Origin of the sequence: Rhodoferax sp. (genome assembly GCF_030653815.1) — a bacterium.
Lineage (GTDB): Bacteria > Pseudomonadota > Gammaproteobacteria > Burkholderiales > Burkholderiaceae_C > Rhodoferax.
On record NZ_JAURYQ010000019.1, the window covers coordinates 55,860 to 68,335 of the forward strand.

13 protein-coding genes are annotated in these 12,476 nt (G+C 60.4%); 11 read left to right on the forward strand and 2 right to left on the reverse strand.

The features are described from left to right. Positions 1-45: 45 nt before the first annotated feature. Both Q7U49_RS07045 and Q7U49_RS07050 read right to left on the reverse strand, forming a co-directional pair. The gene (locus tag Q7U49_RS07045) at positions 46-1,674 is read right to left on the reverse strand and encodes an antiporter (RefSeq protein ID WP_304763455.1); all 1,629 of its coding nucleotides are present in this window, start codon (positions 1,672-1,674) and stop codon (positions 46-48) included. An 8-nt stretch (positions 1,675-1,682) separates the two neighbouring features. Continuing rightward, entirely contained in the window at positions 1,683-2,951 is a 1,269-nt protein-coding gene (locus tag Q7U49_RS07050; protein WP_304763457.1) for a nitrate/nitrite transporter, read from the reverse strand. 233 nt (positions 2,952-3,184) lie between these two features. On the opposite strand from Q7U49_RS07050, the gene Q7U49_RS07055 reads away from it, so the two are divergent. The 11 genes from Q7U49_RS07055 to Q7U49_RS07105 all read left to right on the forward strand — a co-directional run bounded on the left by Q7U49_RS07055 (position 3,185) and on the right by Q7U49_RS07105 (position 12,213). Continuing rightward, entirely contained in the window at positions 3,185-3,445 is a 261-nt protein-coding gene (locus tag Q7U49_RS07055; RefSeq protein WP_304763458.1) for a DUF2249 domain-containing protein, read from the forward strand. Between the two features lie 45 nt (positions 3,446-3,490). After that, complete coding sequence (locus Q7U49_RS07060) at positions 3,491-3,928, forward strand: cytochrome c (protein WP_304763460.1); 438 nt, start codon at positions 3,491-3,493, stop codon at positions 3,926-3,928. A 37-nt stretch (positions 3,929-3,965) separates the two neighbouring features. Then, positions 3,966-5,405 (forward strand): cbb3-type cytochrome c oxidase subunit I, encoded by a 1,440-nt coding sequence (locus Q7U49_RS07065; protein WP_304763461.1) that lies wholly within the window; start codon positions 3,966-3,968, stop codon positions 5,403-5,405. Positions 5,406-5,415: 10 nt separating this feature from the next. Next, positions 5,416-6,204 carry a CbbQ/NirQ/NorQ/GpvN family protein gene (locus tag Q7U49_RS07070; protein WP_304763462.1) on the forward strand — a complete coding sequence of 263 codons (789 nt, stop codon included), beginning with the start codon at positions 5,416-5,418 and terminating at the stop codon, positions 6,202-6,204. 18 nt (positions 6,205-6,222) lie between these two features. Continuing rightward, positions 6,223-7,188 carry a 4Fe-4S binding protein gene (locus Q7U49_RS07075; protein WP_304763463.1) on the forward strand — a complete coding sequence of 322 codons (966 nt, stop codon included), beginning with the start codon at positions 6,223-6,225 and terminating at the stop codon, positions 7,186-7,188. Beyond that, positions 7,188-9,014, forward strand: coding sequence for a nitric oxide reductase activation protein NorD (locus tag Q7U49_RS07080; RefSeq protein WP_304763464.1), 1,827 nt, complete (start codon positions 7,188-7,190; stop codon positions 9,012-9,014). The genes Q7U49_RS07075 and Q7U49_RS07080 overlap by 1 nt, the downstream gene beginning before the upstream one ends. A gap of 116 nt (positions 9,015-9,130) precedes the next feature. Then, on the forward strand, positions 9,131-9,739 hold the full coding sequence (locus Q7U49_RS07085) for a hypothetical protein (protein WP_304763465.1): 609 nt from the start codon (positions 9,131-9,133) through the stop codon (positions 9,737-9,739). Positions 9,740-9,753: 14 nt separating this feature from the next. Next, positions 9,754-10,077, forward strand: a complete 324-nt coding sequence (gene fdxA, locus Q7U49_RS07090) for a ferredoxin FdxA (protein ID WP_304763466.1) — start codon at positions 9,754-9,756, stop codon at positions 10,075-10,077. Positions 10,078-10,108: 31 nt separating this feature from the next. After that, positions 10,109-11,350, forward strand: coding sequence for an NnrS family protein (locus Q7U49_RS07095; RefSeq protein WP_304763467.1), 1,242 nt, complete (start codon positions 10,109-10,111; stop codon positions 11,348-11,350). Between the two features lie 22 nt (positions 11,351-11,372). Further along, the gene (locus tag Q7U49_RS07100; RefSeq protein ID WP_304763469.1) at positions 11,373-11,933 is read left to right on the forward strand and encodes a cytochrome c oxidase subunit 3 family protein; all 561 of its coding nucleotides are present in this window, start codon (positions 11,373-11,375) and stop codon (positions 11,931-11,933) included. A gap of 13 nt (positions 11,934-11,946) precedes the next feature. Further along, positions 11,947-12,213 (forward strand): cytochrome C oxidase subunit IV family protein, encoded by a 267-nt coding sequence (locus Q7U49_RS07105; protein ID WP_304763471.1) that lies wholly within the window; start codon positions 11,947-11,949, stop codon positions 12,211-12,213. Positions 12,214-12,476: the final 263 nt, after the last annotated feature.

The window sequence follows — 12,476 nt, forward strand, 5'->3', positions numbered from 1 at the left end:
CTGGCGCATGGATCCCGGATCGCGTCCGGGATGACATCCGGGGTGTTATGGGTTTTTGATCTCCGAGCCGCTGCGCAAATAGAACCACCAGTTCAGGATCAGGCACAGCGCGTAAAAGATGGCGAAGCCGTACATGGCCGTTTGCGGTGTGCCGGCCTTGATCTGGGCACCAATCACCACCGGGGCAATGAAGGCGCCGTAAGCGGCCACGGCAGAAGTCCAGCCCAGCACCGGGCCGGCTTGCTGGCGGTCAAAAATGACCCCGATGGTGCGGAAGGTGGACCCATTGCCAATGCCGCTGGCGGCAAACAGCAGCACAAAGAGCCACATGAAGGTCGAGAAGTACTGCTCTGGCGTGGCCGAGCTGTAAGCCTGCATCATGACGTAGCCGACACCTGCCGAGGCGCCGACCATGACGGCCGAGATCACCTGGGTCACGATGGAACCACCCACCTTGTCAGAAATCCAGCCGCCCACTGGCCGAATCAGCGCGCCAACAAACGGGCCGATCCAGGCGTAGGTGAGGGCGGATGGTGCGTTCGGGTTTTTCAGGGTGTGCTGCATGATGCCGGCCGCGTCAGGCACGTGGCTGACACCAAAAATCACCGTGATCGACAGCGGCAGGGCCATGGAGAACCCAATGAACGAGCCGAAGGTCACGATGTAGAGCAGTGTCATGGACCAGGTGTGCTTGTTCTTGAAAATGTCGAACTGCTTGGCAATGTTGCCCTTCATTTCGCCGAAGGCTGCCAGCCGCATGGCCGCCAGGGTGGCCACGATGATCAAGGGCAAAGCCACCCACATGTTGAGCAGACCCAGACCGGTGGGTGCCGGCAGGTACAGGTACAGCCCCAAGCCACCGATCAGGCCGGTAATGCCCCACAGGTACAGGATTTTGGAAAACGCTGCCAGCGTGCCGCCGTAGTTCGGGGAGAGCGGCAACAGGTTGTTCATGCCAAACCAGGCGGCTGCCACCAGGGGCAACAAAATCGCGGCCCAGATGAATCCCGCGTTTTGAATAAAGGTGGGGGTGCCGGCCAGAATCTTGCCCATGATCCAGCCGCTGTCCTTGGTCAGCACCATCGAGCCACCGCCGACCGCGCCAAACAGGCCCACCGTCATGACCAGCGGAATGAGCACCTGCATGGTGGTGACACCAAAGTTGCCCAGACCGGCGTTCAGGCCCAGGCCGGTGCCCTGCAGGCGTTTGGGGTAAAAGCCTGAAATATTGGACATCGAGCAGGCAAAGTTGCCGCCACCGATGCCGCTCAGGAAGGCGCAGGCCTGGAATACCCACAACGGTGTACTGGTGTCCTGCAGTGCAATGCCGGTCCAGATGGCGGGAATCATCAGCAGTGCCGAGGTCAGGAAGATGGTGTTGCGCCCACCTGACAGGCGAATGAAGAACGACGCCGGAATGCGGAAGGTGGCACCCATCAGGCCGGCGATGGCGGTCAGGGTGAACATTTCGGCGGGCTTGAACGGAAAGCCCAGGTTGATCATCTGCACGGTGATGATGCCCCACATCGCCCAGACGGCAAAGGCCACCAGCAGGTTGGGAATGGAAATCCAGAGATTGCGGCTGGCGACACGCTTGCCCGTGGCTTCCCAGAACTGCTCGTCTTCCGGGCGCCACTCGGCGATGTCTGCGCCTGATGCTTTTGTATTGCTCATAAGTTCTTTCAGTTGGAAATGATTTGTGCGGTGATCTCGGGCGGGCTCTTGTGGGCCATGTACTCCTTGGCGCGCACTTCGGTCCAGTACATCCAGATCAAGGACACCCAGACCACGCCATACATCAACATGAAGGCGCTGGAGCGGATGCCGGTCAGGTCCATCAGGGCGCCGAACATGATGGGCAGCAGGAAGCCGCCCAGGCCGCCGGCCAGACCGACGATGCCGCTGATGGTGCCGATGTTGTCCGGATAGTCGTCACTGATGTACTTGAAGACGCTGGCCTTGCCAAAAGCCCAGGCGATGCCCAGTGTGAACATCAGCAAGGTGAACAGGTAGACATTCAGGCCAACGTGAAAGGTCTTGGGGCCATCGACGGTGGCAATGGTGAAATCGGTCTGCGGGTAGCTCAGCAGGAACAGGCAGACCCAGCTCACCCACAATACCCACCAGGTCATGGCATGGGCACCGTATTTGTCCGACAACCAACCACCGACGGCGCGCAAGACACCGCCTGGCAGCGAGAAGCAGGCCGCCAGCAGGGCAGCGGTGCGGATGTCCAGACCAAACTCGCCGACGTAATACTGCACCATCCACAAGGACAGTGCCACGTAGCCGCCAAACACGATGCTGTAGTACTGGCAGTATTTAATGACCTTCGGATCTTTCAGCGACTTCAGTTGGTCGCGAAACGTGACATGGCTGGGCACCAGGTGAGCCGGGTCACTGTGGCTGAAAAACCAGAACAGAATCACCGTTCCGAGCATGATGGCGGCGTACACCTGCGGCACCATGGTCCAGCCAAAACCCACCACCAACGCCGGGGCCAGAAACTTGTTGACCGCGGCGCCGGAGTTGCCGGCACCGTAAATGCCCATGGCAAAGCCCTGCTGATGTTTCGGAAACCAGCGTGCCACGTAGGGCGTGCCCACCGAAAACGAGCCGCCAGCCAGACCGACGAAGAGGCCGATGGTCAGGTACTGCCAGAATTCGGTGGCATACGACATCAGCCAGATGGCCGGCACCGTGGAGGCCATCAGAATGGTCATTACGATGCGACCGCCAAATTTGTCGGTCCAGATGCCCAGCGGCACCCGAATCAGCGAACCGGTCAGCACCGGCGTGGCCATCAGCAAGCCAAACTGGGTCGAGTTGAGGTCAAGCGTTTTCTTGATCGGAATGCCGATCACTGCAAACATCATCCACACCATGAAACACACAGTGAAGGCGAAGGTGCTGACGATCAGCACGGAGAGGGCTTGCCCTTTCTTGGTCATGTCAAAAACTCCTTTTGGGTTGGCATGACTGTAGGTTTTGCCAGGGCATTTAGGTATCCCTCTGTGGAACGTGTGCCAGCAGAATTTGGAACTAGCAGACACCGTTCGTTCTAGTTCTTAAGAACTACTACCTGGACTTTTTAGAACTAGCCGTACGATTTATCAGGCGGTTTCCATTGTTGAATTTAAAGATTCACATACAATGAATCTTTAAATTTGTTTGGAGTCAAGCCATGAGTTCCTGTGCCACCGGTCACGTCACCCCTGAAGCCATTTACCCGTTTGATGCCCGCGGTGTGGCCAAACGCTTTCGTCATGCGGCCATTTTTGGTGCACTGGATGCGCTTGCGCCCGGTGAGACCATGCGCTTCTGCAATGACCACGATCCGATTCCCTTGTTGCACCAACTCAGCGCCCGTTATGGCGATGCCGTGTCCATTGCCTACGTGCAGCGCGAGGCCGGTGCCATCGTGATTGACTTCGTCCGCGTCTGACGGAGCTTCTCCTTCATTTCAACCTCACTTTTGGAGATTCACACGATGAACCAAGTCAAAGCCAGTGGCTTTACCAAGCAGATGGCCCGCAACATGTTTTATGGCGGGACGGTCTTTTTTATCTTTGTTTTTGCAGCCCTGATTTTTGACAGCGAACGCAAGATCCCGTTCCGCTCCAACGCCGAGGCCATCACGCCGGCCGTCATCAAGGGCAAGGGACTCTGGGAAACGCGCAACTGCATCGGCTGCCACACCCTGCTGGGTGAAGGCGCCTACTTTGCCCCCGAGCTGGGCAACGTCTACAAACGTCGCGGCCCGGAATTCATCAAGGCCTGGATTGCAGCACAACCGACCCACATCCCGGGGCGCCGCCAGATGCCGCAGTTCAACTTCACCGAAGAACAACTCAACGATCTGGTGGAGTTTTTGCGCTGGACCAACAACGTGAACACCGAAAACTGGCCACCGAACATCGAAGGCTGATCAGAGTCACCCGTCTGAACACACCAGGAAAAACAACATGCAAGCGACCACACTCAAATACAAATCCCAGGGGGTAGCGAAGTATTACTTCGTTGCCGCCCTGGTGCTCTTCACCGCCCAAATCATCTTCGGCATCACGCTCGGGCTGCAATACGTAATTGGCGACTTTGCCTTTCCGTACATCCCCTTCAACCAGGCGCGCATGGTGCACACCAACCTGCTGATCGTCTGGCTGCTGTTTGGCTTCATGGGCTCGGCCTATTACCTGGTGCCTGAAGAAGCTGAAACCGAGCTTTACAGCCCACGACTGGCCATGGTGCTGTTCTGGGTGTTTCTGGCGGCCGGTGCGCTCACCATCGTCGGTTACCTGGCGGTGCCCTACGCCAAGCTGGCTGAGCTCACCGGCAATGAGTTGCTGGGCACCATGGGGCGCGAGTTCCTGGAGCAACCGCTGCCCACCAAAGTCGGCATTGTGGTGGTCTGCCTGGCTTTTCTCTTCAACATCAGCATGACCGTGCTCAAGGGCCGCAAAACCAGTATTTCTGTGGTGCTGCTGATGGGCTTGTGGGGCCTGGCGCTGATGTTCCTGTTCAGTTTTGTCAACCCCGACAACCTGGTGCGCGACAAGATGTACTGGTGGTTTGTGGTGCACCTGTGGGTGGAAGGCACCTGGGAGCTGATTCTGGGCGCCTTGCTGGCCTTTGTGCTGATCAAGACCACCGGTGTCGACCGTGAAGTGATCGACAAATGGCTCTACGTCATCATTGCCATGGCCCTGATCACCGGAATTTTGGGCACCGGTCACCACTTCTTCTTTATTGGCATGCCGGGCTACTGGTTGTGGGTGGGCAGTATCTTCTCGGCCATGGAACCGATTCCGTTCTTCATGATGACGGTGTTTGCCTTCAACATGGTGCAACGCCGTCGCCGTGACCACGTCAACCAGGCCGCCCTGCTGTGGGCGGTGGGCTGCTCGGTGGTGGGCTTTTTGGGCGCCGGTCTGTGGGGCTTCATGCACACGCTGAGCCCGATCAACTACTACACCCATGGCACGCAAATCACCGCCGCGCATGGCCACCTGGCTTTTTATGGCGCCTATGTGCTGGTGGTGATTGCCATGATCAGCTACGCCATGCCCACGCTGCGTGGCCGTGAAGCCAACAGCCGTCGCGCCCAGAGTTTCGAGATGTGGTCGTTCTGGATCATGACCATCAGCATGGGCTTGATGGTGCTGGCCCTCACGGGTGCGGGCATCCTGCAAGTCTGGCTGCAACGCATGCCCACAGAAGGTGCCATGTCGTTCATGGAAACCCAGGACCAACTGCGCTTCTTCTACTGGCTGCGCGTGGCGGGTGGTGTCGGCTTCCTGCTGGGCTTGATCACCTACCTGTACAGCTTCTTTGCCGCGCCGGGTAACAACGAAGACGAGGTGCAGGTGCCCAACGGCATGATGCACCGTCGTGTCAATGCGGCTTGAGTCTGTGCGCATGTCGACTGTCCCTTTTTACGCCGAGCAGGCAGGTGAGTGCACCCTGTTTGAACATGCGTGGCGCCAGCAGTTGCCGCTGCTGATCAAGGGCCCGACAGGGTGCGGCAAAACCCGCTTTGTCGAGCACATGGCGGCGCGCCTGGGGCGGCCTCTGGTCACGGTGTCCTGCCACGACGACCTGAGTGCGGCCGACCTGGTGGGGCGCTTTCTGATTGGCAACGGCAGCACGCAGTGGTCAGACGGTCCCTTGGCCCGTGCCGTGCGCCTGGGCGCCATTTGTTACCTGGACGAGGTGGTGGAAGCGCGCAAGGACACCACCGTGGTGCTGCATCCGCTGGCCGACGACCGGCGCATTTTGCCGATCGAGCGCACCGGTGAAGAACTGGCGGCCCCGCCCGAATTCATGCTGGTGATCTCTTACAACCCGGGTTACCAAAACCTGCTCAAAGGGCTCAAACCCAGCACCCGCCAACGTTTTGTCAGCCTCAGCATGAATTACCCCAGCCCGCAAGTCGAGCTGGACATCGTGCGCAATGAAACCGGTATTTCCGAGGCGCAGGCGAAACAGCTGGTGCAGTTGGCCAAGGCCCTGCGCTCGCTCACTGAGCACGACCTGGAAGAAACCGCCAGCACCCGCTTGCTGGTGTCGGCGGGGCGACTGGTGGCGTCGGGCTTGCCGCTGCAGGTGGCTTGCCAGGCCGCCATCATCGACGCACTCACCGACGACCTCGCCACCGCGCAGGCGCTGGCTGAGGTGGTGCGCGCGCTGTTTGGCGATGCCGTCTGACGCGTTTCAGACCACCTCATGAAACAGTCCAAGCCCGGCAAACTCGCCCCCGCACGCTTGCAGCAGTGGCGGTTGGCGACCCAACTTGGCTTTTTTGCGCTGTTTGTGTTGGCCCCGTCGCTCAACCTGTTGCGCTTTGACTTGACCGACACCCAACTCTGGTTTTTGGGGCAACGCTGGTCGCTGGGCATTGACGCCCTGGCCCAAGGCCAAATCAGCCCGACAGACGCTGCGCTGCAACTGGTTTGGCGCGCCTTTGTGCCCGGCTTGCTGCTGGTGGCGGTATTTTTGGGCGTGGCCTACCGCTATGGCCGCCTCTATTGCGGCTGGCTGTGCCCACACTTTTCGATGGTGGAAATGCTTAACAAGCTGCTACACCGGGCTTGCGGCAAGTTGAGCCTCTGGGACAAAAGCGCCACACCCCGGCCAGGCGCTACCCCGCATGCGGGCTGGTGGCCGCTGTTTGTCCTGAGTTGTGTCCTGATGGGTTTTATCTGGGCCATCACGCTGTTGACCTACTTGCTGCCGCCTGGCCTCATTTGGGGTGGTTTGGTCGAGGGCACGCTGACGCCCAATCAAAGCCGGTTTTTGCTGATTGCCGGCACCGTTTTCACGCTGGAGTTTGCCTTTGCCCGGCACTTGTTTTGCCGCTTTGGCTGCGCGGTGGGTTTGTTTCAGAGCCTGGCCTGGATGGCCAACCCCAAAGGCATGGTGGTGGCCTTTGCCCGCGAGCGCGCCCGCGAGTGCAAAACCTGCGACGCGCCACGTGGTTCCGCCTGCGACAACGCCTGCCCCATGCGCCTGAACCCGCGCAACATCAAACGCATGATGTTTTCCTGTGTGCAATGCGGCCAGTGTTTGACGGCCTGTGATGCCACCCAGCAAGACCAGCAACGCACGCCCACGCTGGCGTGGCAGGTGGGTGTGGATGCTTTGCGCGAAACCTTGCGCCAACGCCAGCGCGAGCAGGCGGAGAGAAACTGATGGAAGAACTGGTTGGACGCTGGTGGCACCAGGCTATCACCAAGCTTGCGCGGCTGGAGCACCCGGCGGTGGCAGTGCAGTTGCAGGACATGCAAAAAACCATTGGTATCTTTTTTCGGGCGGCCGGCGGCCCCGCAGCGCTGCGTTTTACGCCAGCATCCCTGCACGCCGTGGGTGGCCAGCGGCACTGGCTGCAAAAACTGGCGGGCAGCGGCCAACGTGCCGATACGGCGCAACTGGAGCCCGATGTGCTGGCGCTTCCCGCCACACTGGCGGTGTTTGACGATGTGCAACTGAACCGCGACCTGTACCTCTGGCTGGCGATGCTGTCTGCGTGTTTCGAGCCCAGCGGTGACTGGATCGGCGACAACCTGCGTGCTACCCAGGCGGCGCTGGCACAGTTTCCGGGCTTTGCCGCACGCTACCAGTCGCTGCTGCAGGCGCACTTGGCACAGCGCCCAAAGCTGCAACGGCAGGGTGGGGAAAAGGCGCAGGTCGAGGCTGCCGTTCAGGCCGCTTTGAGGGAGCAAGTGGCGGGCGACCTGCGCTGTCAACCGCAAGACGTCGCTGCGGTCTGGCTGTGGCTGAGCGCAAATGCCCCGACTGCCGCCGATCGCCCGGCTGGTCAGAAAAATGCCGAGGCCGAACAACACCCCGCTGCGCTCAAGGACAAGCAGCGCCGCCGCAGCCAGACCACCTCGCACGAACAAAGCCGCAACGCCATGGTGCTGCCGTTTCGCGCCGAAGCCCTGATGTCCTGGAGCGAAATGGTGCATGTCAACCGCAGTACGGATGATGAAGAAGACGGCAACGCCCTGGACGCCGCCAACGACATGGACAAGCTGTCGGTCGCACCGGACGGGCAAACGCTCGCCTCGCGCGTCAAATTCGACCTCGATTTACCCAGCAGCAGCGCTGACGACACGCCCCTCGGCGCTGGTATCGCCCTGCCGGAATGGGACTATCGGCGTGCCGTGCTGCAGCCAGCGCATTGCCGCGTGCAGGTGATGCAGGCGCAAAACTGCGCGCCCTTCATCCCCCCTGCGGCCCTGCGCCTGACCGCCCGGCGACTGCGCCGCCGCCTGGAAGTTTTGCGCGACGCGCCACGCGTCGTGCATGGCCAGGACAGCGGCGATGACATTGACCTGGACGCCTGGGTGCGCTTTCACGCCGACCAGCTTGACGCCGCCACCCCGTGCAGCGACACACCACCCATCTACACCCGACGCGCCCGGCTCGACCGCAGCTTGGCCACGCTGTTGCTGGCCGACCTGTCCTTGTCCACCGATGCCTACGCCACGGAACAAGCCCGGGTCATCGATGTGATCCGCGACGCGCTTTTCGTGTTTGGCGAGGCGCTGCACGCCGCCGGTGACCCCTTCGCCATCTGGGGCTTCAGCTCGGTGCGCCGTCAGCATGTGCGGATGCAGCACCTCAAAACCTTTGCTGAACCGTGGAGCGATGCCAGCCGGGCCCGCGTGGGCGCCGTCAAACCCGGCTACTACACCCGCATGGGCGCGGCCATTCGCCACGCCACCTTGCAACTGGCCGACCGCCCCGAGCGCAAGCGCCTGCTGATGCTGCTCACCGACGGCAAACCCAACGATCTGGACGTCTATGAAGGCCGCTACGGACTGGAAGACACGCGCCAAGCGGTGCGCGAGGCGCACGCTGCCGGATTGATTCCGTTTTGCGTCACCATTGATGAGAAAGCCCACGACTACCTGCCCATGCTGTTCGGTCAGAACGGCTACGCCATGGTGCGCCAACCGCAGGACCTTGTGCGGCAACTCACCCAAGCCTGGGCCACGTTGTCGCGCCGCTGAGTTTCTCTGCCCGCATGGCAGGTGAAGCCATCAAAAAAACCATCTTCTTTGTATTTTTATTAGATGCATGTAAAATGAATCTTTAAAGATTAAAACTTGTCTTCAAGGTCACACCGATGGACTCACCTGCATTTTTCAAACGAATTCCAGACATCACCCTGATCGATCCACTGGCTGATTTTTTAGGCTCTGCCGAGGGTGGACTGGTGCGCTACGGTTATGCCGATGCCGTCAAGCTGGCAGGCCATTCGTGTCCGACGGTGGCATCAGCCTATTGGTTAGGCGTGCGCGCCTTGCAGCAACTTTATCCCGATGCGGTGCCAGAGCGTGGCGGCGTTGCGGTCGACCTGCGACAGACCCTGGAGTCGGGCACGACGGGTGTGGTGGCCAACGTCCTGGGGCAACTCACGGGTGCTGCGAGCAGCGGCGGCTTTGCCGGCATTGGCGGGCGTTTTGTGCGACGCGACCTGATGCACTTTGGTGTGGACATTGACTCTGAAATTCGCTTCACACGGACCGACACCGGTCAGGCCGTGTTGGCCCATGCCCACGTACAGCAGGTGCGCGCCGACCCTCGGACCATGCCCTTGATGCAAGCCTGTCTGTCAGGCACCGCCACGGCGGTGCAACGGCAAGAGTTTGGTCAGCTTTGGCAGGCGCGGGTAGAGCAATTGTTGCTGGTGCATGGTTTTGACGATGCCGTGTTTGAACTCCGGCCCGTCTGAAAGGAAAAACCACCATGACCTTTGTCGTGACCGAATCGTGCATCCGCTGCAAATACACCGACTGCGTCGACGTCTGCCCGGTGGATGCCTTCCGCGAAGGCGCCAATTTTTTGGTGATCGATCCTGACGATTGCATCGACTGCGCCGTGTGCGTGCCGGAGTGCCCGGTCAATGCCATCTATGCGGAGGAAGACGTGCCTGCCAAGCAGCAGGGCTTCATCGCGCTCAACGCTGAGCTGGCGCCCCAATGGAAAACGATCACGAAAACCAAGGCGGGCCTGCCCGACGCGGATGAATGGGCCAAGGTTGAGCACAAACTCACGGAACTCAAACGTTGATCGCCCCAATCGCGATGGCACGGAACTGGTGATGCCCCGCTGGCGCTTCAACCACCTGCTGCTGGCCCCGCACCGTCTGGCGTTTTTCCTGGCTGCCTTGATGCTGGCCACGTCCGCGCTCTGGTGGGCTGCGCTGTTGCTGGCGCGCGCTTTGCAGTGGCCGCTGAGTCCGGCTGTTCCTGCACCCTTGATGCACGCGCTGCTGATGGGCCTGGGCTTTATGCCGCTATTTTTTGTCGGTTTTTTGTACACTGCCGGACCCAAATGGCTCAAACTGCCCGCGGTCAGTGCGCGCAGCGTGCTGCCGGCACTGGCGACGGTGATGACTGGTTGGGCGCTGGCCTGGTTCGGGCTGCACTGGCAATTGCTCATGGCAGCGGCAGGCATGGGCTTGGTGGCGCTGGGCTGGACCACTTTAAGCCTGCGCTTTGCCCACATGGTTTGGTGCAGCCGGGTCAGCGACAAGATGCACACCAGCTTGGCCAGTGCCGCGTGTCTGGTCGGCGCGGGGGTGATGTGGTGGGTCACGTTGGCACTGGTTTTTGACGCGACACCCCTGCTGCGTACCGGCATTCAAATGGGTATCTGGTGGTTTTTGGCGCCGGTCTTCGTGGTGGTATCGCATCGCATGCTTCCGTTTTTCAGCGCCAGCATCATTGAAAGTCTCGACGCCTGGCGACCCAACTGGGTGCTGGTGGTCATGCTTGCCACGCTGCTGTTGGAGGGACTGGTCAGCGTGGCCGATCTGTGGTGGTGGCCCTTGCCGCCGGCGCTGCGCTGGCTGCAAGCGGGGCTGGAAACGCCCCTGGCCTTGCTGATGCTGGGTTTGGCGCTGCGTTGGGGTTTCATTCAAAGCCTGAAGATTCGCCTGTTGGCCATGCTGCATGGTGGCTTTGTTTGGCTGGGTGTGGCGCTGGCGTTGAATGCCGTTTCACACGGTTTGATGGCCGCCAGTGGCGACACCGTGTCGCTGGGCCTGGCGCCTTTGCATGCCATGACCATGGGCTACCTGGGCTGCACCATGTTCGCCATGGTCACGCGCATCAGCACTGGCCACGGTGGCCGAAAGGAGTCTGCTGACAACCTGGTCTGGTCGCTTTACTGGGTGTTGCAGGCCGCTGTGGTGTTGCGGGTCAGCGCCGCCATGCTTGAGGTCTTATCGCAGACCTTGACGCTGGCCGCTGTGGCCGCGTGGTGTGTGGTCATGCTGGGCTGGGCGCTGCGCTATGGCGGCTGGTTTGGCACGCCGCGTCCGGATGGTCGCAATGGGTAAAGGAATGGGCAAAGAGATGGTGATGGCGCCCCCGAGATTGGCCGGCGATCTGGCGGTTTGGCTCATTATCCTGGCGGAATTGTTGGCGTTTGGCATTCTGTTTTTGTCCTATGCCTTTGCCCGCACGTTTGACGTGACGCTGTTCAACGCCTCGCAACGCACGCTCGATCTGAATTCTGGCGCCATCAACACGGCCTTGCTGATCACCGGCAGCTGGTGCGTGGCGCGCGCTGTGCAGGCTGTCCAACAGGATGCATCGGCGGCAGGGGCGCGCTGGTTGCTGGCGGCGCTGGCCTGCGGCAGCGGGTTTGTCGGCATCAAGCTGTTGGAGTTTTCTGACAAGGCGCAGGCGGGCATCGATTTGTCCACCAACACCTTCTACATGTTTTACCTTTTGTTGACCGGGTTCCATTTTTTCCATGTGCTGGCAGCCATGGTTTTTTTGACGATCCTGCTGGTCAAGACCCGAGCCGGCCACTACGGCCAGCACAAGCACCACGCCCTGGAGACCGGCGCCGCCTTTTGGCACATGGTGGATTTGTTGTGGATCGTGCTGTTCCCGCTGGTGTACGTGATGCGCTGAGGCTCAGGTCAACATGTTCAAATTTTCAAGCAACACGCTTTGGCTGCTCTTGCTGGTCGCCACTGGTGTGACCTATTGGCTGGGTGAGTCGCAGTCGCTGGGTCACGCCAGCATGGTGCCGGTATTCCTCATCTTTGGCTTCGCGTTTTTCAAGGGCTTGGGTGTCATCCTCGACTTCATGGACCTGCGCCATGCCCCAGCCTTGTGGCGCAACTTGCTGGTGGGCTGGCTGGTTTTTGTGATTGGGATGATTTTGCTGGCTTACTGGATTGGCAGGTGACCAGCAAGCACCACCCCGGATGACGCTTCGCTTCATTGAGCTACGGACTAAGTCATGGAGCCGGGTCTCGCCCCGGCGGGCGACTCACTTTTCTTTGCTTCGCCAAAGAAAAGTAAGAAAACGAAAAGCGACCCTACTGTCTGCGACCCGCAGCAAAGCTGCGGGCAACCTGCGCTGGGCGAGTTTTGCGGGGGAGTCGCTCGAACTCGCTACGCTCAGACAATCGCGACTCCTGATCCCGCAAAACCCACCCAACGCAGGCG